Source organism: Yoonia litorea (genome assembly GCF_900114675.1).
GTDB classification, from domain to species: Bacteria; Pseudomonadota; Alphaproteobacteria; order Rhodobacterales; family Rhodobacteraceae; genus Yoonia; species Yoonia litorea.
The window spans coordinates 1846443-1873160 of the sequence record NZ_FOZM01000001.1 but is presented as its reverse complement, the minus strand read 5'-3'; the positions used below and the strand labels follow the sequence as shown (position 1 = coordinate 1873160).

Genomic DNA, 26718 nt, shown 5'->3' with positions numbered 1-26718 from the left:
TGCTCTCATTTGTTTTTTTGCAAACTAGCAGGGTCGTGCAGGGTTTGTCCTGCCCTTTTGTCCCATTGCGCCTATTGGCGTGGCACATTTGCCCCAGAGGGGCGTAGGGCAGACCCTTGGCCTGCCCATCAGCGTTTTAAAGGATTTTGATCCCGGCCTTCTCGACATCAGCCATGAAGCCGGCAAGGCCCTTGTCGGTCAGGACGTGGTTTGCCATTGCCTTGATAACGGCGGGAGGAGCCGTCGCCACATCGGCGCCGATCTTGGCGCATTCGCTCATGTGATTGGCCGAGCGGATTGATGCGGCCAGAATATTCGTCTCGAAACCGTAGTTGTCGTAGATGGTGCGGATATCTTCGATCAGGTCGAGGCCATCCATGTTCAGATCATCAAGACGACCGATGAACGGACTGATGAATGTCGCACCGGCCTTTGCGGCCAGAATGGCCTGGTTGGCCGAGAAGCACAGTGTCACGTTGACCATGATCCCGTCGTCACTGAGCGCCTTGCAGGTTTTCAGACCAGCCCATGTCAAAGGCACTTTCACAGCAATGTTGTCAGCGATTTTCGCAAGCTTGCGCCCTTCGGCAAGCATCGTGTCGGCATCAAGTGCCACGACTTCGGCAGAGACGGGGCCTGACACGATATCGCAGATTTCTTTGGTCACTTCGAGGATGTCACGACCAGATTTCGCGATCAGGGACGGGTTGGTTGTCACACCATCGACCATCCCAAGGTCATTGAGTTCCTTGATTTGGTCGATCTCGGCTGTATCCACAAAAAACTTCATCTCTTCTCTCCGAAGGTGGGTTGGTGTTTGCTCAGTGAGCGTTTACCTCAAAGCGCAGGTGGCGAAAACCCTTAGGCAAAGATGACTGACAGCTTTTTCCAGACAGGTGACTTGGTGGGCGTGCTGACAACGCAACCCATCAACCGCGTGCTGGACTACAAGGCCCCTGAGGGCGGGTGTCGCATCGGTGATTTCGTTGAGGTCCCCTTGGGGCCGCGCAAGGTGCTTGGTGTTGTCTGGGGCGCTGGCAAGGGCGATTACGATATCTCAAAGATCCGCAGTGTTGTGCGTGTTCTCGATGTTGCCCCGATGCGCGAGGAAATGCGCGTGTTTCTGCAAAGGGCGGCTGAATACACGCTCACGCCGCTTTCGGCGATGTTGCGGCTGGCGACCCGTGCGCCGGGGCTGGGTGATGCTGTTTCGATGCGCAAGGTTTACCGGCTCGGCGGGGCCGTGCCGGACCGCATGACGGAGGCGCGCACCAAGGTGCTTGACGTATTGCGCGACTATGGCGGCCTTTCGTTCACGCTGGGCGAAGTGGCAGAGATGGCAGGCGTCGGTACCTCTGTCGTGAAAGGTCTGGTCAAGCTCGGTGCTGTATCAGAGGAAGAAGCCCCGCGCGACACGCCCTATCCACGGCTTGACCCGGACTACGGCGGCAAGGCGTTGAGTGCCGATCAGGCGAAAGGGGCAGAGATGCTGCGTCAGGCGCTGCGCAGTGATCACTATGGTACAACGTTGCTGAAAGGCGTGACAGGGTCAGGAAAGACGGAAGTCTACCTTGAGGCAGTCGCGGAGGCTTTGCGCATGGGGCGTCAGGCCCTTGTGCTTTTGCCCGAGATTGCGCTGTCAGGCGAATTTATTGCCCGTGTCGAAGAACGCTTCGGGATGCGTCCTGCGGAATGGCATTCAGGTGTCACGATGACCGAACGGCGGCGCTGCTGGCGGATGGTCGGACAGGGGGATGCGCAGCTTGTCGTGGGCGCGCGCTCGGCGCTGTTTCTACCTTACCAGAACCTTGGGCTGATCGTCGTCGATGAAGAACACGACACCTCGTACAAGCAAGAGGACGGCGTGCTTTACAACGCCCGCGATATGGCCGTGCTGCGTGCGGCGATCAACGGGGCGCAGGTTGTGCTGGCCTCGGCCACACCGTCTCTGGAAAGCTGGGCGAATGTGGAAAGCGGCAAGTATCAACGCCTTGAGCTGACCTCACGGTTCGGCGCGGCAGTGCTGCCTGACATGACCGCAATCGATATGCGTGCCGAGGCGTTGTCGTCAGGTGAGTGGGTCTCGCCAAGCCTGCGCGCCAAGATCACCGACAGGCTGGAGAAAGGTGAGCAATCACTGATCTTTCTCAATCGCCGCGGTTACGCGCCGGTGACGATCTGTCGGGCCTGCGGTCACCAGATCGGCTGCGATCAATGCGATGCACGCATGGTCGAGCACCGCTTTCTCAAACGGCTGATGTGCCACCAATGCGGCGAGACGAAACCCATGCCCACCGTCTGCCCGTCTTGCGAGGTGGAAGGAAAGCTGAATGCGGTGGGGCCCGGCGTTGAGCGGATGGGTGAGGAGGTCGCAGGTCTCTTTCCCGAGGCGCGAATCGCCGTGCTGTCATCCGATCTTTACGGGTCGGCGCGCGCCATGAAGGCTCATATCGAGGACATCGCAAAGGGTGGTGCCGACATCATCATCGGCACGCAGATTGTCGCAAAGGGGCACAATTTTCCCAATCTGACACTGGTGGGCGTCATTGATGCCGATCTCGGCCTGCAAGGGTCTGACCTGCGCGCCGCTGAGCGGACGTTCCAGTTGATGCGGCAGGTGGCTGGTCGTGCTGGCCGCGCCGAGGTGCCGGGAGAAGCGCTGTTGCAGACCTATCAGCCGGAGCACCCTGTGATCCGCGCTATACTTGCCGGTGATGAAGAAGGGTTCTGGGCCGCGGAAGCCGCAGAGCGGCGCGGTGCCGGTGTCCCGCCCTATGGCCGTATGGCGGGCATCATCCTGTCGAGCACGAATGTCCAGGAGGTCTTTGATCTGGGCGGTGAAATGGCGCGCCGTGATGCGCCGCTGCGGCAGATCGGGGCACAGGTCTTTGGCCCCGCCCCGGCACCGATTGCCAGGGTGCGGGGGCGTCACCGTGTGAGGCTTTTGGTCAAGGCCGAGAAAGGCGCACCACTGCAGGCCGCCCTGTCGGAATGGGTGGGACAGTTCCGGCTATCGTCGAACTTGCGGATGGCCATCGATATCGACCCGCAGAGCTTTTACTGAGACCGCCCGCCAAACCCGGCAGGCAGATGCCTCCGGCGGGGATATTTATCGGCCAGCAATAACAAGAAATCCGGCTATTGGCCGTCAGGTTGACGCGTGCCTGTTTCTTCGCGCCAGTGTTTGCGACAAAGCGAGACGTAGCGGTCATTTCCACCAATCGCGACCTGATCGCCTGAGGTCAGCACATTGCCCTGATCATCCTTGCGCACAACCATCGTCGCCTTCTTCCCGCAATGGCAGATGGTGCGGACCTCGCGCATTTCATCGGCAAGAGCGAGCAGGGCCGCAGAGCCCGGGAACAGCTCGCCCATAAAATCGACACGCAAACCGAAGGCCATGACGGGCACTTTGAGATCATCGACAGCACGCGCAAGTTGCCAGACCTGTTCGCGTTCCAGAAACTGTGCTTCGTCGATAAAGACGCAGGCACAAGGGCCAGCCTCCAGGCGTGCCGCGATCTTGGCAAAGAGGTCCTCGCCAGCGGTGAATGTATCCGCATCAGCGCCGATCCCGATGCGGCTGCCGATCCGGCCTTCGCCTGCGCGATTGTCGAATTGCGCTGTCATCAGATAGGTCTGCATGCCGCGCTCGATGTAATTGTGTGAAGCTTGCAGCAGCACGGTCGATTTACCGGCATTCATTGTGGAGTAATTGAAATAGAGCTTGGCCATACCGCGCTATATCGCCGCTTGCCTGAAGCGGTGCAAGCCAAAGGAAAGGTGGCGACCCCACGTTGAGGGAACGCAGGGCGCAATAGCCCTGCTGAAGTGGTTGATCGCCACCAACACCCCTCACGCCTAATTTCGTGACACTCGTTACAAGCATCCTCACCACACGAGGACGGGAAAAGAATGACATCAGCGCGCGGGCGCTTTAATGGGAATGTGACCTGCGGTTTCCCCGCAATATCTTGACGCGCCCGAAAAGGATGACCGCCGATGGCCTTGCCTGCCAGATACCTCAAAAAACACACTGAGGCCCTTGTCAAAGACGTGGGCATCAAAACGGCCTGTGTGCTGTCGGGCAAGTCGAAGGCGACGCTGGGCCGGTACTATTCTGACCGCGATGAACATGCCGACCGGTTCATGCCGGTTGATGTCGTTGCAGCCCTTGAGGCGAAATCAGGCTTTCCCCATGTCACGGCTGCGCTCGCCGAATTGCGGGGCGTTTCGATTTCCTATGACCGCGCAAGGGCTAACACCGACGAAGGCGAGATCAATTCCGATGTGATCAAGCTCAGCCAGCGCTTTGCGCTGTTGATGGCAGAATACAATCAGTCAATCGCTGATGGTGTTATTTCCATCAACGAGGCAAAGCGGCTTCTGCGGGAAACGGTTGCCTTGCAGCAGGTGCTTCTGGATATGAAGTTGCATCTGGAAGAGACCTAGCGATGGCGCGTGATCTGTCCGATCTGCCGCACATCCAGCCAGAGGCTTTGTCACCGCTGGATATCGAGGGCCTGGCGGGACCTGACGGCCCGCACCATCCGCCACGTATCCTGTTGCTCTACGGGTCGTTGCGCGAGACCAGCTATTCGCGACTTGCTGCCGAAGAAGGTGCGCGGGTTCTGCGGGCGCTCGGCTGCGAGACGCGGTTTTTCAACCCATCCGGCTTGCCTTTGCCTGATGATGCAGAGGCCACACATCCCAAAGTCGCAGAGCTGCGTGATCTGGTGATGTGGAGCGAGGGCATGGTCTGGTCCAGCCCGGAACGTCACGGGGCCATGACGGGGATCATGAAAACCCAGATCGACTGGATCCCGCTTTCGCCGATTGGCGGGATCAGGCCCACGCAGGGCAAGACACTCGCCGTCATGCAGGTTTGCGGGGGTTCGCAATCCTTCAATGTTGTCAACCAGTTACGCATTCTGGGGCGCTGGATGCGTCTGGTGACGATCCCCAACCAGTCTTCCGTTGCGAAAGCCTGGCAAGAGTTCGAGGGCGGCCGGATGAAGCCGTCACCCTACTACAACCGCATCGTCGATGTGATGCAGGAGCTGGCCCGCTTTACCGTGATGACGCGCGGGCGGACTGAGATGTTGACCGACCGCTATTCAGAGCAGGTTGAAACACTTGCCGCTGTGCACAAGCGCGTCAGCAGCTAGACAAACGGCACGAATGGCACACCGCAGGCTGCCAGCAAGACTAGCGCGGAAAAGGTAAAGATAACCTTCATCGTCAGTTCCTCCGTGATTGCGGGCGCTCAGGCGCGCTCGACAACCACTGATCCCACAGAATACCCCGCCCCGAAAGAACAAATCAGCCCTTTGTCGCCCGGTGCAAGATCAGACGAGTTTTGCGAGAAGGCGATGATCGAGCCAGCGGAGGAGGTGTTGGCGTAGTCTTGCAGGATATTGGGTTGTGCGTGTGGCGCGGGCGTACGGCCGAGAACCTTTTTGCCGATATAGTCGTTCATCGTCTTGTTGGCCTGATGCAACCAGAGGCGACGCAGGTCGCCGGCGGCAACGCCAGTCTCTTGCAGATGGCTGAGAATGTGCTTGCTGACGAGCGGCAAGACCTCTTTGAACACCTTGCGCCCGTTTTGCATGAACTGCATGTCACGGCGGTCTTCCATCTGGTCCTGTGTGCGGCGCAAGTACCCGTTATTGTTGCGGATATTGTTGCTGAACTGGGTCGCGCAGCGGGTCGAGAGGACTTTGAATTTCGGTTTGTCGAGGTCTTCGTCACGTTCCAGCAACGTCGCAGTTGCCACATCGCCGAAGATGAAATGGCAGTCGCGGTCGCGCCATTCCAGATGGGCGGAACAGATTTCCGGGTTGATGACGAGGGCGCGGCGGATGGAGCCTGCGCGGATCATATCCGCTGCCGTCTGGATGCCAAATGTGGCGCTGGAACAGGCGACGTTCATATCATAGGCAAAGCCGCCAGCGCCGAGAAGTGCCTGAATTTCCACGGCAATGGCCGGGTAGGCGCGCTCCATGTTGGAGGCGGCACATAAGATCAGGTCAACCTCTGAAGCCTCAACACCGGCAGCCGCCAGCGCTTTCGTTGCGGCGTCTACGCCGATCTCGGCCATGTAGCCCGGCTGGTCATCGGGGCGCGGATCAAGGCGGGGGTGCATGCGGGACGGGTCGAGAACGCCTTCTTTATCAAGAACATAGCGGTTCTCGATGCCTGAGGCCGCGACGATAAATTCGGATGAGGAATGCTGTTTGGCCTCGACCTCTCCTGCGGCGATCGCATCGGCATTCTCGGCGTTCCAGCGGTCGGCATAGGCGTTGAAGGCGGCAACCAGTTCGTCATTGGTGATGACCTGGCTGGGCGTGAAAACCCCTGTTCCTGTGATGGCGACATTATGCATAAACCGTTCCCCCGTGCGCTGGGCCAAAGCCTAATTCCGGTCATGAGGTCATGTCCAGAAGGGGGCGTGAGGTGCAAGAGTGACGTAGGGGAACAGTGGCTGCACCAAGCGTACACTACGCGTACACAGGCCGTGCACCAACTGTACACAGCCTGTGCGTACGCTGGTGTTACCGGGTTTTTAACCCTTTGAGGCAGTCTGGTCCCAGCAAGGAGGCCACTATGACCAAGCCCAAGCCAATGACCAAGACCGAACGCACGCAATGGGGCTATGCTGTCGATGCGATGCGCCGGATCGAATGGGACCAGCACGCGACGCTTATCGCGGCAGGCGGATTGCCTGCAGGCTGGGATGACATCTGGAAAACCCGCGCCCATCGCGACACCCGCACGGAGCGTGTGACAATCCGGCTGGATGCGGATGTGGTCAAGTTCTTCAAGGCGATGGGGGAGGGCTATCAGCCGCGGATCAACGCGGCATTGCGGGCGTTCATGTATTTCCGGCTGGCCGGTGTGGTGGAAGGACCGGAGACAGGCACCGCGACCGCCAGATTTTTCCGCGAGGGGGCTGAGGATGCGGCAGCCAAGGCAGAGGAAAAAGAGCTCGATTTCGACCAGATCCGTGCAGAGATCGGTGCGCGGCTTGACCGGATCAGAGAAGCGCAAGAGTGCGAAGACGACGACCCGCTGCGCTGGGCGAACGGGCAAGACGCCGGCTGGTGAGCGGGGGGCGACTGTTGTGACGGTTGCCCCCCGACTGAACTTGCCGGTTGATTAGCCCTGCAACGCCCTGACGCCGACGTCGCCTTCGAAGCCGGCTTGCATGGCAAGTGCTGCGGCGTGAGCGGCGGCGGCGGTCGTGAAGTAGGGGATTTTGCCGTAAAGGGTGACGGCGCGGATATCGCGGCTGTCCTCGACGGCTTGTGCGCCCTCGGTGGTGTTGAAGACCAGTGCGATATGGCCGTCTTTGAGACGATCAACGATGGTCAGACCACCTTCATAGACCTTGTTCACCACTTCGCAATCAATTTGGTTTTCAGTGAGCCAGCGGGCGGTGCCCCGTGTGGCCACGATTTCGAAACCCAGCTTGAGGAGGATTTGCGCAGCTTCAATCATATCTGCCGTCTTGTCGGCGTCCCTGATCGAAATGAACACGGTGCCTTCCTCTGGCAGGTTGGTCCCTGCGCCAAGTTGCGCCTTAAGGAATGCGCGCGGGAAGGACCGGTCCCAGCCCATGACCTCTCCGGTTGACCGCATTTCGGGGCCAAGGATCGTATCGACGCCGGGGAAGCGGGCGAATGGCAACACGGCCTCTTTCACGCTGAACCACGGTGTATGCGGGTCGGCCAGTTGGAACGGATCGCCAAGTGGCAGCACATCCATCGGGTTGTCCGCTGGCGGATAAGGCTCGCGCAGCGGGAAGTTCGTCAGCGGTTCGCCAGCCATCAGGCGTGCGGCAATCGACGCAATGGCTGAATCGGTCGCTTTGGCGACAAATGGCACGGTGCGCGAGGCGCGGGGGTTGACCTCGATGAGGTAGACTTCTTCGTCCTTGACGGCAAATTGCACGTTCATCAGGCCGACAACGTTGAGGGCCTTTGCCAGCGCTTCGGTCTGGCGGCGGATTTCGGCGATCATCGCGTCAGACAGCGAATAGGGCGGCAAGGAGCAGGCGCTGTCGCCCGAGTGGACGCCGGCCTCTTCGATGTGCTGCATGATGCCCGCAACATGCGTGTTTGTGCCGTCTGACAGGCAGTCCACGTCCACCTCGACCGCACCCGAAAGATAGCTGTCGAGCAACACGGGGCTGTCGCCCGAGACGACAACGGCGTCAGAGATATAGCGTTCAAGCTGTGCCTGATCGCGGACGATTTCCATTGCGCGTCCGCCCAGCACGTAAGAGGGCCGGATGACCAGCGGGAAGCCGATGCCATCGGCGATCTCAAGCGCTTCGGCATCGGAATGGGCGATGCCGTTCTTGGGCTGCTTGAGGCCGAGGCGGTTCACAAGGTCCTGGAACCTTTCGCGGTCTTCGGCGAGGTCGATCGCATCAGGCGTTGTGCCAAGGATCGGGATGCCGGCATCATTGAGCGCATTGGCAAGCTTCAGCGGGGTCTGTCCGCCGAACTGCACGATAACACCGTGCAAAGTGCCGTTTTCCTGTTCGACCCGCAGGATTTCCATGACGTGTTCAAAGGTCAGCGGTTCGAAGTAAAGCCGGTCAGAGGTGTCATAATCGGTGGAAACCGTCTCGGGGTTGCAGTTGATCATGATCGTCTCGTAGCCCTGATCGGTCAGGGCGAAACAGGCGTGACAACAGCAGTAATCGAACTCGATCCCCTGTCCGATCCGGTTCGGGCCACCACCAAGGATCACAACCTTCTTGCGGTCTGACGGGCGCGCCTCGCATTCGGCGTCATCCATCACCGGCGTTTCATAGGTGGAATACATGTAAGGCGTCTGGGCCTCGAATTCGGCAGCGCAGGTGTCGATCCGCTTGAAAACTGCATTCACGCCGAGGTTCTGACGCGCGCGGCGTACCTGATCTTCGTCGCGGCCCGTCAGCTTGGCCAGACGGGCATCGGTGAAACCCATCATCTTGACGCGGCGCAGCCCCTCTTCGGAGACCGGCAGACCGTTGACCTTCAGTTCGGCCTCTTTCTGGATGATCTCGCGGATTCGGGCGAGGAACCACGGATCGAATTTCGTCACGGCGAAGATCTCGTCGTCAGACAGCCCGTGCCGCATGGCCTGCGCGATCACACGGATACGGTCGGGGGTCTGTTTGGCCAGCGCCTTGGTGATGGCGGCCTGATCAGGGGCGCCTGGAATGTCGATTTCGTCAAAGCCGGTCAGGCCGGTTTCCATCGACGCCAGCGCCTTTTGCATGGATTCGTGGATCGTGCGGCCGATCGCCATGGCCTCGCCCACGGATTTCATGGCCGTGGTCAGGTAGGGTTCGGAGCCTGCGAATTTCTCGAAGGCAAAGCGCGGGATTTTGGTGACGACATAGTCAATTGTCGGCTCGAATGACGCAGGTGTGACGCCGGTGATGTCGTTGTCGAGTTCGTCGAGCGTATAGCCAACGGCCAGTTTCGCGGCGATCTTGGCAATCGGGAAACCTGTGGCCTTGGACGCCAGCGCAGACGACCGCGACACGCGCGGGTTCATCTCGATCACGACCATACGGCCATCGTCAGGGTTCACCGCCCATTGCACGTTGGATCCGCCGGTTTCCACGCCGATTTCGCGCAGCACGTTGATGCTATGCGTGCGCATCAACTGGTATTCCTTGTCGGTCAGCGTCAGGGCGGGGGCGACAGTGATCGAGTCGCCCGTATGCACGCCCATGGGATCGACGTTTTCGATGGAGCAGACGATGATGGCGTTGTCGGCTTTGTCGCGCACGACCTCCATCTCGTATTCTTTCCAGCCCAGAAGTGACTCATCAATCAGGATCTGCCCGACCGGAGAGGCGTCCATGCCGGAGCGGCAATAGAATTCATATTCCTCGCGGTTGTAAGCCACGCCGCCGCCTGTGCCGCCAAGGGTAAAGGCAGGGCGGATGATGGCTGGCAAACCGATATCTTCCAGCGCGTCCATGGCCAGTTTCACGCCCGCATTCAGATCACCTTTGGGCGCGGTGACGATGGTGGCCTTGGGGTTCTCGATACCCAGACGGTCCATGGCTTCGCGGAAAAGCTTGCGGTCTTCGGCCATTTCGATGGCCTCGCGCTTGGCACCGATCATCTCCACGCCGAATTTTTCCAGCACACCCATATCGGCCAGCGCCAGAGAGGTGTTCAGCCCTGTCTGTCCACCCATCGTCGGCAAGAGCGCGTCGGGGCGCTCTTTCTCGATAATTTTGGCCACAATTTCGGGGGTGATCGGCTCGATATAGGTTGCGTCGGCCAGACCGGGGTCTGTCATGATGGTGGCCGGGTTCGAGTTGACCAGAATGACGCGGTAGCCTTCCTCGCGCAGCGCCTTGCAGGCTTGTGCGCCGGAGTAGTCAAACTCGCAGGCCTGTCCGATAATAATGGGGCCCGCGCCGATGATCATAATCGACTGAATGTCGGTACGCTTTGGCATGGCAGTGCCCCCAGTTATCCAAATTGTCGTGGGTTATAGGGATGGCGGGCCGCAGCGCAAGAGGGTGCGGGCGCTTGAATCGGCGTATCGCAGAAAAAATCAAGCAATAAAGCAAAGGCCGTTTGATCTGTGTCAATCAAGATTGACAGCTAATGTGTCAGTTTTGATTTACACAAAGAGGAGTTGCCCCATGCGTATTCTATTTGTCCACCCAAATTACAGATCCGGTGGCGCGGAAATCGCAGGCAACTGGCCTCCGGCATGGGTGGCCTATCTCTCAGGCTCGCTGCGCCGTGCGGGTTTTGAAGATATCCATTTCATCGACGCTATGACGAATGATTATTCTGACGAAGTTGTGGCCGAGAAGATCGCGGCCTTGCAACCCGATGTGGTCGGCGTCACGGCAATCACCCCGTCCATCTACAAAGCAGAAGAGGTCCTGCGACTGGCCAAGGAGCATGCGCCTGACGCCTTGCGCGTGCTGGGCGGAGTTCATGCGACCTTTATGTACAAACAGGTGCTCTCCGAGGCCCCTTGGGTCGATGTGATCGTGCGCGGTGAAGGCGAGGAGATCGTCACAGAGCTGATGACGGCCGTCCGCGATGGCAGCTGGCCGGCGGACAAGCGCAAGATCCACGGCCTTGCCTTTATCGACGGGGACGAGATTGTCGCGACGCAAGCGGCCAGCACAGTCAAAGACCTCGATGGCATCGACCCTGATTGGACGATCCTGGAGTGGGAGAAATACATCTACATCCCGCTTAACACCCGTGTGGCCATTCCAAATATGGCGCGCGGTTGTCCGTTCACCTGTTCCTTCTGTAGCCAGTGGAAGTTCTGGCGCGACTACCGCGTGCGTGATCCCAAAAAGGTCGTGGATGAGATCGAACGTCTTGTGAATGAACAAGGTGTCGGGTTCTTCATTCTTGCTGACGAAGAGCCGACCATTAACCGCAAGAAGTTTGTGCAGTTCTGCGAGGAGCTGATCGCCCGCGGCCTGCCCGATCGCGTTAAATGGGGGATCAACACGCGGGTGACGGATATCTACCGCGACCGCGAATTGCTGAAGTTTTATCGCAAGGCGGGGCTGGTGCATGTCAGTCTGGGGACAGAGGCCGCCGCCCAGATGAAGCTTGACCAGTTCAACAAGGAAACCAAAGTCGAAGAGAACAAGACCGCCATTCGCCTGTTGCGCGAGGCGGATATTCTGGTCGAGGCGCAGTTTATCGTGGGGCTCGACAATGAAACACCGGAAACCCTGAACGAGACCTACAAGATGGCGTGGGACTGGCAGCCTGATCTGGCGAATTGGGCGATGTATACACCCTGGCCTTTCACGCCGCTGTTTCAGGAACTGAAAGACAAGGTCGAGGTCTTCGACTTCAGCCGTTACAACTTCGTGACGCCTATCATGAAACCAAAAGCGATGGAGCGGGGCGAATTGCTGGACGGTGTGATGAATAACTACCGCCGGTTCTACATGAAAAAGGCGCTGTTCCATTATCCATGGCGCGGGACAGGGTTCCGCAGGCGGTATCTCTTGGGCTGCCTCAAGGCCTTTATGAAGGCGGGGTTTGCACGGACATTCTACGACCTTGGCAAGGTGGGCTATACGGGGCCACAGTCAAAAGGGCGGCTCGACTTCCAGTTTGACGACACCCGCACCATCGCCGAGGCGCAGATGGAGGATTGGGAGGCCAGCGCCGACAAGGCTGCAAAGGCCGCAGAGCGCCGCGCAGCGATCCGTGCCCAAGGCAAGGAGCGCGCCGTGCAGCGCAATGCCGATTTCAAGATGCCAAACGGTGCCGCGGTGAAAGCCTGCGGCGGGGGATCTGGCCAAATGGAGGAGGCCTAGGGATGTTCGTGCGGGGCAGGGACAGATCGGGCCGAATGCCATTTTGCAGCTTTTACCGGTCTTGGAACAAGCCGGCGGCAGGCGATTTCGCGATCAGGTGATGGCGATGGCGGGGGTTTTCGCGCCCCCATCAGATCAGGGCATGATGCCAGAGGGGCCTGCGGCGCGGATGCATCAGGCGCTGCGCACGCTTGAGCCGGAAATGGCGCCGTCACTTGCATGGGAAGCGGGCGTGCGGACCGCCTATTACATCATGGCGCACCGCATTCCGTCACCGGCCCAGACCGTGTTAAAGGCCTTGCCGTCGGCTTTGGCAGCGCCGCTTCTGTCAAAGGCGATTGCAAAACATGCCTGGACCTTTGCGGGCTCAGGGCGCTTTGCACGCGAGGGCGCTTTGCGCTTTGCGATTGTGGACAATCCGATCGTGCGCGGCGAGGTCAGCGAGGTGCCGCTTTGCCACTGGCACAGGGCGGTCTTCGAGACCCTTTTCCGGACGCTGGTGGACGCGCGCTTGCGCTGTCAGGAAACGGAATGCTGCGCGACGGGGCATGACGCATGCCGCTTTGCGCTCGCGCGCAACCTAAGTTTCTAGAAACTTGAGGCCTCCGGCGGGAGTATTTGGGGCAAAATGATAAGCCGGACGGTTGACATCGCGCAGTCAAAGGGATGTATCGGGCCGACCGGAATAACCCCTTTGAGGACCCAACCCATGCACGCCTATCGCAGCCATACTTGTGCCGCTCTGACTTCTGCCAACGTCGGTGAGACCGTTCGCCTGTCGGGATGGGTCAATCGGGTGCGTGACCACGGCGGCATCCTCTTTATTGATCTGCGCGACCACTACGGGATCACGCAGGTGCTCTGCGACCCTGACTCGGCGGCGTTCTCTGAAGTGGAGAAAGTCCGGTCGGAGTGGTGTATCCGCATCGACGGTGAGGTGAAGGCGCGTGACCCTGAGTTGGTCAATGCCAAGTTGCCGACCGGTGAGATCGAAGTGTTTATCCGCGACATCGAGGTGCTGGGTCCGGCCAAGGAACTGCCGCTGATGGTCTTTGGCGATCAGGAATACCCTGAGGAAACCCGCCTCAAGTACCGTTATCTGGATCTGCGTCGTGAGGCGATGCAGGAAAACATGAAGCTGCGCTCTGACGTGGTGGCCTCGATCCGCAAGCGGATGTGGGATCGTGATTTCCGCGAATACCAGACGCCGATTATCACGGCCTCAAGCCCTGAAGGTGCGCGTGACTTTCTTGTCCCGTCCCGTCTGCACCCCGGCAAGTTCTATGCGTTGCCGCAGGCCCCGCAGCAGTTCAAGCAGCTGATCATGGTTTCGGGCTATGACAAATACTTCCAGATTGCCCCATGTTTCCGTGATGAAGACCCGCGCGCGGACCGCTCGCCCACTGATTTCTATCAGCTGGATATGGAGATGTCCTTTGTCGAGCAGCAGGACGTGTTCGACACCATCGCGCCTGTGATTGCCGGTGTCTTTGAAGACTTCGGTGGTGGCCGCAAGGTCGATGCGCCTGCTGAGTGGCCGCAGATTTCCTATCGCGATGCGGCCTTGTGGTATGGCACCGATAAGCCTGACCTGCGCAACCCGATCAAGATGCAGGTGGTCTCGGAGCATTTCCGTGGTTCTGGATTTGCGATTTTTGCCAAGCTGCTGGAACAGGACGGCACCGAGGTGCGCGCGATTCCTGCGCCGACCGGTGGGTCGCGCAAGTTCTGCGACCGGATGAACGCCTTTGCCCAGAAAGAGGGCCTGCCGGGGATGGGCTATATCTTCTGGCGGGAAAAGACGGCGGATGCCGTTGCGCAAGAGCTGGGTATCTCGGTCAAAGAGGCGCAGGCCAAACTGAAATCGGGCGAGGTCGAAGGTGGCATGGAAGCGGCTGGCCCGCTGGCCAAGAACATCGGACCTGAGCGGACCGAGGCGATCCGCCAGCAGTTGGGCCTTGGTCTTGGCGATGCGGCATTCTTCCTTGGTGGCAAGCCAAAAGCCTTTGAAGGGGTGGCCGGAAAAGCCCGGACCGTGATCGGTGATGAACTGGGTCTGACGGACACGGAGCGTTTCGCCTTTGCCTGGATCGTGGATTTCCCGATCTACGAGCGTGACGACGAAACCGGCAAGATCGACTTCGAGCACAACCCGTTCTCCATGCCGCAGGGCGGGATGGATGCGCTTTTGGGCGATCCGCTGGAGGTCAAGGGCTATCAGTATGACCTTGCCTGCAATGGGTACGAACTGGTGTCGGGTGCGATCCGGAACCACCGCCCCGAGATCATGTTCAAAGCCTTCGAGATTGCTGGCTATGGCGAGGATGAGGTGCGCAAGCGCTTTGGCGGGATGGTCAATGCCTTCCAATATGGCGCGCCGCCCCACGGTGGCTGTGCGGCTGGCATCGACCGGATTGTGATGTTGCTTGCGGATGCCTCCAACATCCGCGAGGTCATCATGTTCCCGATGAACCAACGGGCCGAAGACCTGATGATGGGGGCCCCGTCTGAGCCGATGAACGAACAGTTGCGCGAGTTGCGCCTGCGCGTTTTGCCGCCTGAAAACTGATGTTTGCACTGGCGGTTCCGCCCGTCCTGCAAGCGCTGACACAGGCAGAGCATCTGTTGGGCAAGGCGACGGACGACATGCTGTCAACGCGCCTTGCTGCCGGTATGTTCACCTGCGAGCAGCATTTTGAGGTTGTGGCCTCTGTCGCAATGCGCGCGACCTATCCGTTGATCGGACGTCAGGTGCCGGAGTTGCCGCGCGGAGCGAAGGCCGCGTTGAGCGCCGCGCGCGAAGCGGTCGAGGCGCTGGCGCATGATGATTTTGACGGCGCCGAAGCGCGGGTGGTGTCCCATCGCGCCGGTTTTGCAGACCTGACCCAGCCTGCCGTCGAATATCTGCAGTGCTTTGCCCTACCGAACATGTGGTTTCATTTGGCGATGGTCTATGCGGTGCTGCGGCAGGCCGGCGTCGACATCGGCAAGGCCGATTTTGACGGGCTTCACGCCTATCCGGCCGGATTTCGCTTCGACGACTGAGGTCTAGATCGGTCCCGCGCGCGCGATCCGCAGTTGCACCATGTCCGAAAGCGCAGCGACCCCCTTTGCCGGATCACCCCCTGACAGGCGCAACTGTGCAAGATGCGTGACCGCCGCGTCGAGGTCATGGTCGTGGGCACTGCGCGCAACACCGCCCAGAAACTGCGTGACATAATCGAGGGTCTGATCCCCGTCGGCCCCTTCAAGCACCTGAGCGATGTGGTTGAGGTCATCCTGATAGGCCACCGGATCAGGGTGGATGTGTTCGTCGTTCAACACCCGTGGCAATGGCGGTTGCCTGTCGGCTGGCAGGTGCCGCAGGATTTCGTGCTGGAATGACAGAAGGCTTTCAATGGGTTTGGCAATGAAACCGTCTGCACCGGCGGCCATCACCTCTGCCCCGCGTTGGGGATCGCCGCTGGTCCCGAGGATAACGTCGATGCGCGATGCCGCCTCTGACAGGGATTGGATCAGCGCAAGGCCGGAACCGTCTGGCAGACCCAGATCAACGATCAGAACCGTGGGGCGATAGATTGCAAGGTGCCGTCGGGCAGTTTCGATACTGTCGGCCCGCCTGATGCGCGCGCCAGATCGCAGACACATCAGGCGGATTGCCTCGCTTGCGAAGCGGCTATCCTCGACCACCAGAACCGTTGTTCCCAAAAGCGGGCGTCTGGCCGTTGGTGTGCGGTGCAAAAGCAGGTCTTCCTGAGCGTCCATCGCGATTCTTCCCTTTGGTTGCTGTCCTCTCAACCAAAGCAGGACAGAGTGAACAGATCCTTAACCGTCACGCCCGTTGCGCCTATTTCGCAGTTGCGGCATAAAGCGCCAAACAAAGGAGATACCCTATGATTGGCCGCCTGAACCATGTCGCGATTGCAGTTCCTGATCTGGAGGCGGCAAGCGCGCAATACCGTACCATGCTGGGCGCTGACGTCGGCGCGCCACAGGATGAACCCGATCACGGTGTCACGGTCGTCTTCATCAATCTGCCGAATACGAAAATCGAGCTTCTCTACCCGCTTGGGGAAGGCTCGCCCATTCAGGGTTTTCTGGACAAGAACCCGTCAGGCGGCATTCACCACGTCTGCTATGAGGTGGACGATATTCTTGCGGCGCGCGATCATCTGCAAAAAGAGGGTGCGCGTGTGCTTGGCAATGGTGAGCCGAAGATCGGGGCGCACGGCAAGCCTGTCCTGTTTCTGCATCCCAAGGATTTCAACGGGTGTCTTGTCGAATTGGAGCAGGTCTAGACCTTGTCGTCAGCCCTCAGCGACGTATCTCTCGCCGTAAGTCATATTGCTGAAAGGAATGCCCGTTGGGTCCTGTTTCCGGTCTTGTTCTCTTTGCTGTCATCTGGACGGTGGTTTTCTTTATCGTGCTGCCGCTGCGGCTAGAGACCCAAGGCGATAAAGGCGAGATCGTGCCCGGCACGCATGCCTCTTCGCCTGCTGATTTCAGCTTCAAGAAGAAAGCAAAGATCACCACGATCTTTGCCTTCCCGATCTGGGCTGTGATCGCGGCGGTCCTGCTGACCGGTGCGGTCAGTGTCCGCGATATCGACTGGTTCGAGCGGATGTCGACGCCAGAGGTCAGTCTCGATTAAGGTTGTGATAAAGGTGCGTGAAAGTCGCCGCACCTAGGATTGGCACGATCAGGTTCAAAAGCGGGACGGATAGCGGCAGTGCCATCAAGCATCCGGCAACCCAGATCGTGGCCTGATGCTGTTTGCGCAATGCTTTGGCGCCGGCCCGCCCCAGCCTGCGCATGGCTGCAAGCTGAAAATATTCACGCCCCAGCAAAAATCCGTTGAGCCCGTAAAAGATAAAGAGCGCGGCAAAGGGAAAGATCAGATAAAGTACCAGCGCGCCAAGGTTGGCCCCGATGAGCAAACCCAGAAAGCTGACCGTGTCCCTTAACCCATCCGTAAAGCCGACGCCTTGGACCGGTGGCAGATGCGGATAGTGCTGATCCTCGACCGCTTGCGCGACCTCATCGAGAAACATCGACGTGATGGCAGAGGCAACGGGGATCATCAGGAAAACCGACATTAGCAGGACCACGACGAGCGATCCCCAGCCCAGCAAATCGCCGACCCAAGTCACCTCGCCGACAAACGGCAAGACCAGTGGTTCTGTTGTCAGCCGGTCGATCACCCACAACAAGGCGGCGTAGACTGCGATCAAAAGTGCAATCGTGAGGCCAATGCCACGCAACAGCACGCCGCGAAACCGCGGATCCGGCAGTTGGCCGAGGGCCGCAAAGAACGCACGCAAGATCATGCGGAGACCCATGTGGTGATGCTTTCGAGGTCAGGGCGGGGGCGTTCAGGGGGTGTATTCGTCTCTGTCCCGATGTGGATGAAGCCTGCGACGCTTTCGTGGGACGCCAGACCAAGGCCGTCGGTGACGAATGTCCGGTCATGGCTGACCCAGCCGGAGAGCCAGTTTGCGCCCCATCCCGCCGCGAGGGCTGCATTCAGCAAGGCCAGACAGACGGCGCCAGCCGAATAGACCTGTTCGATCTGCGGAATCTTGTCAGAAGGCTTGGGGCTGCTGATCACTGCAATGGCAAGATCGGCATCACCAAACTGCGCGCGCGCCTTCTTGATCTTGTCAGGGTCGATCCCGGTTGCCTCACCGCGTGTTACGACCAGATCGGCCAGACGTGTCAGCGCATCCTTCTCAAGCACGAGAAAGCGCCAAGGTTCCAGCTTGCCATGATCAGGCGTGCGGGCCGCTGCGGTCAGAAGGGTCTGGATGGTCTCGCGTCCCGGAACAGGTGAGGTCAGCGTCTTTGCAGGACGCGAGCGCCGCGTGAGAAGAAAGTCGAGAGCGGCTGGGTTTTCGGCGGGCATGAGCAGGGTCCTTCACTATCTCTCTGGCAGATATGCACAGCGCGTGGTCAAGGCAACTGGTCGGGCAGGCTGGGATCGGTTTTGACAAGGCTGGGTCGCGTTTTGATCTGCTCCCACCACGCAAACAGCGACGGATAGTCTTGTAGGGCGGTCAGGCCCGCAGGCGCTTGGGCAAAATAGGCAATCATCGGGGCCAGATGACCGTCGGCCAGTGTGAAAGTTTCCCCGTCGAGCACCAGACCCTCAGCGGCGATGGCCTCAAGTGCCGACAGGACTGTCTTTGCAGTGGTGAGGCCCTGCTGCACGGTGTCGGCATCGGCGGACAACCCCTCTGCGGGGCGGAAAACCGCATGCGCAAAAACTTGTCTGACCAGCGGCACATACCCTTCATGGTCGGCGATGGCGATCACTTGCGCCATTCTGGCGGCCCGCTTTGGATCAGTGGGCGTGAGAGGTCGTCCGGGCATCACGGCGTCGCAGTAGCGTGTGATTGCTGCCGTTTCATAGAGGGCGAAGCCGTTATGGTCCAAGGTTGGCACGCGCCCGGAGGGCTGCAACTTCAGATAGCGTGGGTCTGGTTCAGACGAAAATGGATCGACAGCGATTTCGCGAAAGTCGATGGCTTTTTCGGTCAGGATGAACCTCGCGATCCATGTGTAGACGCTATAGCGGTATCCATAGAGGAGGACAGATGCGCCCTCAGGCATAGCCTAGCGCCCCCTCCATGTCGTCCAGCCATGCCTCAAGGAACGCGTCAAACCGTGCATCGGGCTGTCGCAACGGGAAGACCTCGGCAAATGGATCCGGTGCGCTGATGGCACTGCCGGACATTTCCTGCAGAACCGCATGGCCGCAGAAGGGGACATAGGTTTCCGAATAGCCGCCTTCATGCACCATCACCAGTTTGCCGCCACAGACATCAGCAGCAAGCGCCATCACTTGCCGCGTCATCATCTGGAACGTCTCGGCCGTGGCGAGCATCCGTCCCAGAGGATCATTGGCAGCCGCATCGAACCCGCAGGCGATTATCAAGATGTCAGGTGCAAAATCGCGGATCGCTGGCAAGGCAATGCGCTCCATCGCTGAGAGGTATCCTTTGTGGCCGGTCCCGGGTGGCAGTGGCACATTGAGGTTGAAGCCCGCACCAGCCCCGTTGCCGCGGTCAGCGAAATCCCCTGTGTCCATCGGGTAGTTGCGTTCCTGATGTAAAGAGACCGTCAGCACATCGTCACGGTCATAAAACACAGCCTCGGTGCCGTTGCCGTGATGTACATCCCAGTCGAGCACGGCAAAGCGCTGGGCAAGCCCTGCGGCCTTGGCCGCTTCGATTGCGACACCGATATTGTTCAAAAGGCAAAAGCCATTGGGATAGTTCGGCAGACAATGGTGACCTGGCGGGCGTGACAGCGCATAGGCGTTGTCGATGTCGCCTCTGGCCACAGCGGCCACGGCGGCTTTGGCGAGACCGGCTGAGTGGGTGGCGATCTCGTAACCGCCGGGCCCGAAGGGTGTTCTGCGTCCCATCTCTCCGCCGCCGGCATCAGAAAGCGCCTTGAACGCATCAAGGTAGCTTGCAGGATGCACACGCAAAAGATCCTCGCGTGTTGCAGAGGGCGCGCCGGTCATTTGCAGATCACCGGCAAGCCCTGTGACCTCGATCAGGTTCTTGAGCCGCCTTTTGGTTTCAGGGTTTTCAGGCAGTCCGCCGTCAAGCGGTTGCACAAGCCCTCCGACGGGCAGCATGCCCGCGTAATTTCCGCCAGCATGCCAGAAGCACCGCTCGTCCCAGAAAAACCCTGTCGTCATCAGGCCCTCGTCTTTCTATCTTTCTAATATCCTTGGGGGTGTCCTGTCAGGGGCAAAGCCCAAACCCTGCTAGTCCTTGCGCAAGCGATAGACCCCTTCGGGCAGGTCCAGTGCCGCCTCAAGATCGCGCAATTGCGCGATGGAAAGCGTGATCTGGATCATCTTTTCGCTGCGCGGGTCGAATTGTGAAACAGTGACGCAATCCTCAAAAGCATTGATGATGACATCTTCCTGAAGCGGCGCTTGCCCTTCATCCACCAGCGTCACGACGGTGGCGTCGTATTCGTGTTCGATTGTAAACATGATCAAAGCCTAGCTGCGGGCCGCGACCTGCGCAATCACGGTTTGTCGCGAAGATGATCAGACCATAGATGCAGCGCCAATCGCGATCGCAGCAAAGAAACATGCCGAGGCCGCAAGCACGAATCCGTGCCAGATGGCGGTCGAATATTTCATCGTGTGCGTGGCGTAAAACGGCACACCGGCTGTATAAAGCAGACCGCCCACGCCAATCAGGATCATCGCGGACAGTGGCACAATCGGCCAGAGCGACCAGATCAGCGCGAGGCTCAGCCAGCCCATGATCAGATAAAGCACAGGCCCGAACCGGCCCGGTGTCCGCCAGAAAAACAATTTCAGAACCACACCCACAACTGCGAGTGTCCAGACGACACCCAAGACAAGATAGGCAAAACCATTGCCGATCATCACAACCAACGGTGTGTAGGTCCCGGCAATCTTGAGGTAGATCGCGGCGTGATCAAATCTGCGCAGCAGAGGGCGGATGCTGTCCCACGGGGTCAGGTGATAGAACGCCGAGGCCGCAAATGTCGCAATCAGCGTTGCGCCGTAGATTGCAATGGCGAGGATCTGGCCTTCGGAGGCGTGAAAGACAGACCAGCTGATCAGCAGGATCGCACCGGTGATGGCAGCCAGCACGCCAATGGCATGGACCGCGCCGTCGGCAATACGCTCGGACAGCGCGTCAGTTGGATAAAGGCCGGTGCGGTTCGCTTTCATAGTAAAAAAGATATACCGCATTGGGACTTAAGCAAATGTTTCGTAAGGTCATGGTCAGGCTTGGCTCGCAGGACTGCCTGACGCAGTATGCCGTGGGTATCAGCAATACGAGGGCGGCAACATGATCCTGCAACAGCTTGAGCGTATCAAACAGCGGGCAATCTGGTCTTGGGATGGTTTTGTCCATGTCTACCGCACGGAAGGCTCGCTGATGCAGTGGCTTGTCGCCAACGCGGCTTTTGCGGTGCTTGCGTTTGTTCTGCCGCTTTCTGCCGGTGAGCGCGGATTTCTGTTGATGGGTGGCGTGATCGTTCTGGCGGCGGAGTGCATGAACACGGCGATTGAGCGTGTCGTCGATGATATCAGCACCGAACATCGCGATGCGGCCAAGCAGGCCAAGGACTGCGGCTCTGCCGCTGTGGCGGTGACGGCGGTTGGCGTCGGGATAGGCTGGGTCTGTGTCATCGGCGGGTTGATCATTTAATGAAATAATGCCGCATCGCCTGCACTTTCGCGAAGCGCGCCCTAGGTTGACTGTCCAGTTGAACAGGAGAGACCCATGCGAATGACGACCCTCACGCTTGCCTTGTTTCCGGTGGCTGCTTTAGCCGCCGGTGGCGGCTCGATGACACCGCCTGAACCGTCCGAGACAACGACCGTCTGCGCCGAGGGTCTGGTCTGGGATGAAGCCACGCAAAGCTGCCTGACCCCTTCTGAAAGCACGAATGACGACAGCGCCCGCCTCGATGATGCCCGTGAGCTTGCCTATGAGGGTTATTTGCAAGCCGCCCTCGACGTGCTTGAGACCATGGAGGACCAGAATGACAGCATGGTCCTGACCTATTACGGCTTTGTGCATCGTTCGCAGGGAAACACCGACCTGGGGCTTGCTTACTACAGGGCGGCCTTACGGGTTGATCCCGACAATATCCTCGCGCGGTCTTACATGGGGCAGGGGTTTGCGGCTGCTGGCCAGATGGACCTCGCGCAGGCGGAACTGACAGAAATCCGCACACGTGGCGGACGTGGCACCTGGGCGGAGTTTTCCTTGCGGCAGGCGATTTCCTCGGGCGTGGGCTACACCTACTAGACATAGATCAAGTTTATTTTCCAAACGCGATTGATCCAGCGCAAGGCGTGTGCCTGACAGCGCCGCTAGGGTCATGACACCATTTGGAGGATAGCTCATGCAGACGCTTGGCAATGCGAGAGATCATTTCTGGCGGGTCATCAAGATGGCGAAAGCCAATCGTGTCAATCTGTCGAACGCGTTGGACGACGGTGCGATCACGGTCGAAGACTACGCCGCGATGATCACAGGCTGCCGGGGCTGCACACAAGTGGACCGTTGCGACAGGCTGCTCCAGGATGCACCGCGCTTGGGGGAAGCGCCTGAGTATTGCGTCAATCGCGAAACATTCGCGGAGCTCAAAACGGGCTGACCGTAACCTATCGCGCAAAAGAAAGGGTGCTGTAGCGTGCGGCACCCTTTCGCTTGTGCGTTTTTCAAACAGAAAACTGACAGAAGCACCCTTAAGCTGTCCGCACTGGCCGTCTTTGCGACCAACGCGGCAGCCATGTCACGTCAGCCTTCAGGCTTTCACGCGGCGCGTGTCAGGGTGCAGCGCCGTGCCGAGGATATGGTCGGCATGGTGAACGACCTTTTTGGCGCTGCCCACGATCTCAGGCTCTGGCGCTTTGGCGACCTCAAGATCCTTGCCGGGGTAGTCCAGCGTTGACAGGAAATGGCGCATACAATTCAGTCGTGCGCGCTTCTTGTCGTTGGATTTGACCACCGTCCAGGGCGCATCCTTTGTGTCGGTGTAAAAGAACATCGCCTCTTTCGCCTCGGTGTAGTCGTCCCATTTATCTAGGCTGGCCTTGTCGATGGGCGACAGCTTCCATTGCTTCAAAGGATCGGTGGCGCGGCTGTCAAAGCGCCGCTTCTGTTCACTTTGCGTGACCGAGAACCAGTATTTGTAAAGCCGGATGCCAGAGCGGGTCAGCATCCGTTCAAGCTCTGGCGTCTGGCGCATGAATTCGAGGTATTCTTCAGGCTCGCAGAAACCCATGACACGTTCGACACCGGCGCGGTTGTACCAACTGCGGTCATAAAGGACCATTTCGCCCGAAGTGGGCAGATGGTCGATGTAGCGCTGGAAATACCACTGGCCGCGTTCCTCATCGGTTGGTTTGTTCAGCGCCACGACACGGGCCGCCCGCGGGTTGAGGTGTTCGGTGAACCGTTTGATCGTGCCGCCCTTACCGGCAGCATCGCGGCCTTCGAACAAAAGGACAAAGCGCTGCCCGGTCTCTTGCGCCCAAAGCTGAACCTTAAGCAGCTCTGCCTGCAGTTGGGCCTTCTCGGCCTCGTAAGGGCGGCGGGCCAGTTTCGCGGAACGGCGCACGGTGCGCTTTTGGACCGGTTCGGCTTGCGGGGCGTCAATCACGGCGTCTTTCATCTGCGTCTCCATCTGCTGTTTGCAGGACGGCTAGCACGGATGGCAGGGCTGCGCCTTGACATGGCGCAAACCCTGCGACTTTGCGTCATTTGAAATGTCGGGCGGGGACGCTAACCTTACGTCATTCGCAATGCACGGAGGACTTTATGCGTCTTACAGTACTTGCCTTTGTTTTATTGCCTGTTGCGGCGCAGGCCCAAGAGACGACGATTACCATCCCAACCGAGCCTGTGGCCCAGACCCAAAGCTGCCCTGACGGGTTTGCCTGGGATAGCGCAGCCAACGCCTGTGCAATCCCCGCACAAAGCGACATGACTACCCACGCTGGCGGCAAGATGGGCTGTAGCTACAGCGCTGTCCGCGAAGTGACCTCGTAAAGGTCAGAGGCCACTCTGAAGATCATTGAAAATGCCCTCAGCGACCGCGGCTCCAAATATGCGGTCGCTGGCGGGCCTGTCAGCAGCGCCGAAGAGGCGCGGGCTTTTGTCAAACAACTCTGCCGGAAAAAGAAATTCGCCAAGGCGACCCACAACACATGGGCTGTGCTGCTGCCTGACGGCCCGCTCAAGAACGACGACGGAGAGGCCGGGGCGGGCATGGTGATCCTGCGGATGCTCGAACGCGAAGGGCTGGAGGGGCACATCGTGGTGGTCACGCGCTGGTTCGGCGGGGTGAAGCTGGGCGGGGATCGGTTTCGCAGGGTGCAGGACGCGGTGCGGGTTTATTTGGATGAGGTGAAGCCCTGAGTGCGACCGAGGGCAGGGCGCGGACCGAGGGGGTTTGGCCCGTCTCGCAAACCGTCCGGTGGAAGGTTTGAGGGTCAGACGGGCGGAGTTCCGGGGGCGTCTGAGGTGGAGCGCAGCAGAGGGCAGGGCGCGGACCTCGGGGCGGGCGCAGCACCTTTTCCGCAGTGTGGGGCAGCACAACAATGATCAAGCGATCCGCAGCGTGCTAGGTTGCAAGAGCGCCCTCCCCATGGGGGAGGTCCGGGCGCTGCCCGGCGATGCCGGGCGAGGATATAAAGTTGTGCCAAGAGAGAATGAGAAACACGGAGTCTACGTTTGACCAAAAAATATGAAGTCCGAACAACTGCAGAGCGCTTTATTCACAATGAACTATCGACCTGTGCTTGGCATTTCCAAGGTGTGGCAAACAACAAAATTGAGACAGGAGAGCGCGAAGGCTGTGCACTGGACATGATGGCAGCACTTGTCTTTTGCGCATTCAGCGTTGAAGCGAAGGTGAACTTCATCGGCTGGAAGACATTACAAGATGGTTGGCCCGAAAGAGCCAATCTGCGCGAAAAGATCGACTTGCTCAAAAAGACATTGGGTCTAGAAATCGACTGGTCACAGCGGCCGCTACAGACAATTGCACAATTGAAGCGATTTCGCGACACGCTTGCACACGGCAAACCAGAAATTGTCGATGAGACCAAAGTCACCGACGTAGAACCAGAAGTCTGGGATGCGCTACAAGCGCAGTGGGAGAAATCAGTTCAGCAGGACTTTATGAACCGATGCAGAGAAGATGAAGATAAACTGTGGGAAGTTTTGTTATCGGCGGCGGGAATTGAGCTTCACGAAACGCTCACTTCGGGTGGTCATAGCCTAACGTTACTTGGGTCAAGCGAAGGACGTCCGTCAGTGTGAAGGCTCCGCCCGTCAACGCGGGAAACGATCCCCCGGATCGTTTCTTTACCCGCTAGGGCTCCGCCCCTTGCTTGGCGAAATGATCCACTGGATCATTTCCGGGAAGCCAAGCAAGCCCATAAATCATACTCCCCCGCCTCATCGACGGTCACTTGCACCACATCCCCCACGCTCAACCCCTCGGTTCCCTCGTCAATAAACAGGTTCCCGTCGATCTCTGGCGCGTCGGCCCATGTCCGGCAGGTGGCCACACCGTCCTCGTCGATGTCGTCCACAATCACTTCCAGCGTCTTGCCCAGTTTCGCGGCCAGTTTTGCCTCGGAGATGGCCTGCGATTTCTCCATGAACCGCTCCCACCGTTCCTGTTTGACCTCGGCGGGCACATGGTCTGGCAGGGTGTTTGAACGCGCGCCGGCGACGTTTTCGTATTGGAAGCAGCCCACGCGATCCAGTTGCGCCTCGTCCAGCCAGTCGAGCAGATGCTGGAACTCGGCTTCGGTCTCGCCCGGATAGCCGACGATGAAGGTGGACCGCAGCGTGATATCGGGGCAATCGGCGCGCCAGCGAGCGATTTCGTCCAGGGTCTTCGCTGCCGCCGCAGGCCGCGCCATGCGCCGCAGCACGTCAGGGTGTGCGTGCTGGAAGGGGATGTCGAGATAGGGAAGGACTCCGTTCGCGGGGTCCGCCATCAGCGGGATCAGCTCGCGCACATGGGGGTAGGGGTAGACGTAGTGCAGGCGCACCCAAGCACCCAACCGCCCCAACTCGCGGGTGAGGTCGGTGATATGGCTGCGCACCTCGCCGCCTTTCCATGGGTTCAGGTCATACTTGCGGTCCAGACCATAGGCGCTGGTGTCCTGAGAGATGACTAGCAGTTCCTTAACGCCAGCCTCGACCAGCTTTTCCGCCTCGCGCAGGACTGCATGAGCCGGACGGCTGGCCAGACGCCCGCGCATGTCGGGGATGACGCAGAACTTGCACTTGTGGTTACACCCCTCTGAAATCTTCAGATAGCTGTAGTGGCGCGGGGTGAGGGTGACACCGCTGGCAGGCAGCAGGTCAATAAACGGATCAGGTGCCGGCGGGACAACACCATGCACGGCATCCAGCACCTGTTCGTATTGATGCGGGCCTGTCACGGCGAGGATCTGGGGGTGGTGTTCGCGGATGTAGTCGGGCTCGGCCCCCAGACAGCCAGTGACAATGACCTTGCCGTTCTCTTTCAGTGCCTCGCCGATGGCATCGAGGCTTTCAGCCTTGGCACTGTCGAGGAACCCGCAGGTGTTCACAATGACCGCCTCGGCCCCTGCATAGTCGGGCGAAATCGCATAACCCTCGGCCCGCAGCCTTGTCAGGATGCGCTCGCTATCGACCAAAGCTTTCGGACAGCCAAGCGAGACCATGCCAATGGTCGGTTGCCCGTCGCGCGGGGCGTCGGTCAGTTGCGCTTTAGGAGCAAGATCGGGGCGGGGTCCCAGATTGGGCGGCGTCGGGTTCTGTGTCATGGCGCGCATATAGCGCGGGGTCGGGGCGTTGGGAAGCGGC

The 26718-nt window shown here is 59.4% G+C and carries 29 protein-coding genes; 16 read left to right on the top strand and 13 right to left on the bottom strand.

Features of this window, described 5'->3' with window-relative positions:
* Nucleotides 1–136 precede the first annotated feature (136 nt).
* Nucleotides 137–790 (bottom strand): fructose-6-phosphate aldolase, encoded by a 654-nt coding sequence (fsa, locus tag BM316_RS09640; protein ID WP_090206985.1) that lies wholly within the window; start codon nucleotides 788–790, stop codon nucleotides 137–139.
* A gap of 81 nt (nucleotides 791–871) precedes the next feature.
* Between fsa and BM316_RS09635 the strand changes: the two genes are divergently transcribed.
* The gene (locus BM316_RS09635; protein ID WP_090206982.1) at nucleotides 872–3064 is read left to right on the top strand and encodes a primosomal protein N'; all 2193 of its coding nucleotides are present in this window, start codon (nucleotides 872–874) and stop codon (nucleotides 3062–3064) included.
* Nucleotides 3065–3138: 74 nt separating this feature from the next.
* Here BM316_RS09635 and BM316_RS09630 read toward each other — a convergent pair whose 3' ends face one another.
* Nucleotides 3139–3735 carry a thymidine kinase gene (locus BM316_RS09630; RefSeq protein WP_090206974.1) on the bottom strand — a complete coding sequence of 199 codons (597 nt, stop codon included), beginning with the start codon at nucleotides 3733–3735 and terminating at the stop codon, nucleotides 3139–3141.
* 267 nt (nucleotides 3736–4002) lie between these two features.
* On the opposite strand from BM316_RS09630, the gene BM316_RS09625 reads away from it, so the two are divergent.
* Both BM316_RS09625 and arsH read left to right on the top strand, forming a co-directional pair.
* Nucleotides 4003–4452, top strand: a complete 450-nt coding sequence (locus tag BM316_RS09625) for a phage regulatory CII family protein (protein WP_090206970.1) — start codon at nucleotides 4003–4005, stop codon at nucleotides 4450–4452.
* A 2-nt stretch (nucleotides 4453–4454) separates the two neighbouring features.
* Nucleotides 4455–5168, top strand: a complete 714-nt coding sequence (arsH, locus tag BM316_RS09620; RefSeq protein ID WP_090206968.1) for an arsenical resistance protein ArsH — start codon at nucleotides 4455–4457, stop codon at nucleotides 5166–5168.
* Between the two features lie 98 nt (nucleotides 5169–5266).
* On the opposite strand, the gene BM316_RS09615 is transcribed toward arsH, so the two are convergent.
* Nucleotides 5267–6385 carry a beta-ketoacyl-ACP synthase III gene (locus tag BM316_RS09615; protein ID WP_090206965.1) on the bottom strand — a complete coding sequence of 373 codons (1119 nt, stop codon included), beginning with the start codon at nucleotides 6383–6385 and terminating at the stop codon, nucleotides 5267–5269.
* 221 nt (nucleotides 6386–6606) lie between these two features.
* On the opposite strand from BM316_RS09615, the gene BM316_RS09610 reads away from it, so the two are divergent.
* Nucleotides 6607–7107, top strand: a complete 501-nt coding sequence (locus BM316_RS09610) for a BrnA antitoxin family protein (protein WP_131802563.1) — start codon at nucleotides 6607–6609, stop codon at nucleotides 7105–7107.
* A gap of 51 nt (nucleotides 7108–7158) precedes the next feature.
* Here the strand turns inward: BM316_RS09610 and carB are convergent, their stop codons facing one another.
* Nucleotides 7159–10476: a carbamoyl-phosphate synthase large subunit gene (gene carB / locus BM316_RS09605; RefSeq protein ID WP_090206963.1), complete on the bottom strand. Its 3318-nt coding sequence runs from the start codon at nucleotides 10474–10476 to the stop codon at nucleotides 7159–7161.
* 190 nt (nucleotides 10477–10666) lie between these two features.
* Here carB and bchE point away from each other — a divergent pair, with 190 nt between their 5' ends.
* The 4 genes from bchE to BM316_RS09585 all read left to right on the top strand — a co-directional run bounded on the left by bchE (nucleotide 10667) and on the right by BM316_RS09585 (nucleotide 15376).
* Entirely contained in the window at nucleotides 10667–12331 is a 1665-nt protein-coding gene (bchE, locus tag BM316_RS09600) for a magnesium-protoporphyrin IX monomethyl ester anaerobic oxidative cyclase (protein WP_090206960.1), read from the top strand.
* Nucleotides 12309–12923 carry a bacteriochlorophyll 4-vinyl reductase gene (gene bchJ / locus BM316_RS09595; RefSeq protein WP_090206957.1) on the top strand — a complete coding sequence of 205 codons (615 nt, stop codon included), beginning with the start codon at nucleotides 12309–12311 and terminating at the stop codon, nucleotides 12921–12923. The genes bchE and bchJ overlap by 23 nt, the downstream gene beginning before the upstream one ends.
* Before the next feature lie 117 nt (nucleotides 12924–13040).
* Entirely contained in the window at nucleotides 13041–14900 is a 1860-nt protein-coding gene (aspS, locus tag BM316_RS09590; protein ID WP_090206954.1) for an aspartate--tRNA ligase, read from the top strand.
* On the top strand, nucleotides 14900–15376 hold the full coding sequence (locus BM316_RS09585; RefSeq protein ID WP_090206951.1) for a DUF1993 family protein: 477 nt from the start codon (nucleotides 14900–14902) through the stop codon (nucleotides 15374–15376). Before aspS ends, BM316_RS09585 begins: the two co-directional genes overlap by 1 nt.
* A gap of 3 nt (nucleotides 15377–15379) precedes the next feature.
* Here BM316_RS09585 and BM316_RS09580 read toward each other — a convergent pair whose 3' ends face one another.
* Nucleotides 15380–16096, bottom strand: a complete 717-nt coding sequence (locus tag BM316_RS09580; protein ID WP_090206948.1) for a response regulator — start codon at nucleotides 16094–16096, stop codon at nucleotides 15380–15382.
* A 128-nt stretch (nucleotides 16097–16224) separates the two neighbouring features.
* Here BM316_RS09580 and mce point away from each other — a divergent pair, with 128 nt between their 5' ends.
* Both mce and BM316_RS09570 read left to right on the top strand, forming a co-directional pair.
* Nucleotides 16225–16629 carry a methylmalonyl-CoA epimerase gene (mce, locus tag BM316_RS09575; RefSeq protein WP_090206946.1) on the top strand — a complete coding sequence of 135 codons (405 nt, stop codon included), beginning with the start codon at nucleotides 16225–16227 and terminating at the stop codon, nucleotides 16627–16629.
* A gap of 65 nt (nucleotides 16630–16694) precedes the next feature.
* Nucleotides 16695–16982, top strand: coding sequence for a DUF1467 family protein (locus tag BM316_RS09570; protein ID WP_090206943.1), 288 nt, complete (start codon nucleotides 16695–16697; stop codon nucleotides 16980–16982).
* Here the strand turns inward: BM316_RS09570 and BM316_RS09565 are convergent.
* From BM316_RS09565 to trhA, 6 genes are all read right to left on the bottom strand, one after another.
* Nucleotides 16969–17658 carry an EI24 domain-containing protein gene (locus BM316_RS09565; RefSeq protein ID WP_090207854.1) on the bottom strand — a complete coding sequence of 230 codons (690 nt, stop codon included), beginning with the start codon at nucleotides 17656–17658 and terminating at the stop codon, nucleotides 16969–16971. The two genes, BM316_RS09570 and BM316_RS09565, sit on opposite strands and share 14 nt — an antisense overlap.
* Entirely contained in the window at nucleotides 17655–18233 is a 579-nt protein-coding gene (locus BM316_RS09560) for a nitroreductase family protein (protein WP_090206941.1), read from the bottom strand. Before BM316_RS09560 ends, BM316_RS09565 begins: the two co-directional genes overlap by 4 nt.
* Nucleotides 18234–18280: 47 nt before the next feature.
* Nucleotides 18281–18940, bottom strand: a complete 660-nt coding sequence (locus tag BM316_RS09555) for a glutathione S-transferase family protein (protein ID WP_090206938.1) — start codon at nucleotides 18938–18940, stop codon at nucleotides 18281–18283.
* Nucleotides 18933–20039: a histone deacetylase-like amidohydrolase gene (locus BM316_RS09550; RefSeq protein WP_090206934.1), complete on the bottom strand. Its 1107-nt coding sequence runs from the start codon at nucleotides 20037–20039 to the stop codon at nucleotides 18933–18935. The genes BM316_RS09555 and BM316_RS09550 overlap by 8 nt, the downstream gene beginning before the upstream one ends.
* Nucleotides 20040–20108: 69 nt before the next feature.
* Complete coding sequence (locus tag BM316_RS09545; RefSeq protein ID WP_090206931.1) at nucleotides 20109–20342, bottom strand: DUF8831 family protein; 234 nt, start codon at nucleotides 20340–20342, stop codon at nucleotides 20109–20111.
* Between the two features lie 57 nt (nucleotides 20343–20399).
* Entirely contained in the window at nucleotides 20400–21059 is a 660-nt protein-coding gene (gene trhA / locus BM316_RS09540; RefSeq protein WP_090206930.1) for a PAQR family membrane homeostasis protein TrhA, read from the bottom strand.
* A 121-nt stretch (nucleotides 21060–21180) separates the two neighbouring features.
* Between trhA and BM316_RS09535 the strand changes: the two genes are divergently transcribed.
* The 3 genes from BM316_RS09535 (at nucleotide 21181) to BM316_RS09525 (ending at nucleotide 22501) form a co-directional block, all read left to right on the top strand.
* Complete coding sequence (locus BM316_RS09535) at nucleotides 21181–21543, top strand: diacylglycerol kinase (RefSeq protein WP_242649806.1); 363 nt, start codon at nucleotides 21181–21183, stop codon at nucleotides 21541–21543.
* 75 nt (nucleotides 21544–21618) lie between these two features.
* Nucleotides 21619–22149, top strand: a complete 531-nt coding sequence (locus BM316_RS09530; protein ID WP_090206927.1) for a tetratricopeptide repeat protein — start codon at nucleotides 21619–21621, stop codon at nucleotides 22147–22149.
* Nucleotides 22150–22246: 97 nt separating this feature from the next.
* Nucleotides 22247–22501, top strand: coding sequence for a DUF6455 family protein (locus tag BM316_RS09525; protein WP_090206924.1), 255 nt, complete (start codon nucleotides 22247–22249; stop codon nucleotides 22499–22501).
* Between the two features lie 150 nt (nucleotides 22502–22651).
* Here the strand turns inward: BM316_RS09525 and ppk2 are convergent, their stop codons facing one another.
* Entirely contained in the window at nucleotides 22652–23521 is an 870-nt protein-coding gene (ppk2, locus tag BM316_RS09520) for a polyphosphate kinase 2 (protein WP_090207847.1), read from the bottom strand.
* A gap of 146 nt (nucleotides 23522–23667) precedes the next feature.
* On the opposite strand from ppk2, the gene BM316_RS09515 reads away from it, so the two are divergent.
* The 3 genes from BM316_RS09515 (at nucleotide 23668) to BM316_RS09500 (ending at nucleotide 25173) form a co-directional block, all read left to right on the top strand.
* Complete coding sequence (locus BM316_RS09515; protein WP_090206921.1) at nucleotides 23668–23898, top strand: hypothetical protein; 231 nt, start codon at nucleotides 23668–23670, stop codon at nucleotides 23896–23898.
* Nucleotides 23899–23913: 15 nt separating this feature from the next.
* Complete coding sequence (locus tag BM316_RS09510; RefSeq protein ID WP_090206918.1) at nucleotides 23914–24267, top strand: YigZ family protein; 354 nt, start codon at nucleotides 23914–23916, stop codon at nucleotides 24265–24267.
* A gap of 315 nt (nucleotides 24268–24582) precedes the next feature.
* Nucleotides 24583–25173 (top strand): hypothetical protein, encoded by a 591-nt coding sequence (locus BM316_RS09500; RefSeq protein WP_090206912.1) that lies wholly within the window; start codon nucleotides 24583–24585, stop codon nucleotides 25171–25173.
* Nucleotides 25174–25265: 92 nt separating this feature from the next.
* Here BM316_RS09500 and rimO read toward each other — a convergent pair whose 3' ends face one another.
* Nucleotides 25266–26678: a 30S ribosomal protein S12 methylthiotransferase RimO gene (rimO, locus tag BM316_RS09495; RefSeq protein WP_090207844.1), complete on the bottom strand. Its 1413-nt coding sequence runs from the start codon at nucleotides 26676–26678 to the stop codon at nucleotides 25266–25268.
* Nucleotides 26679–26718: the final 40 nt, after the last annotated feature.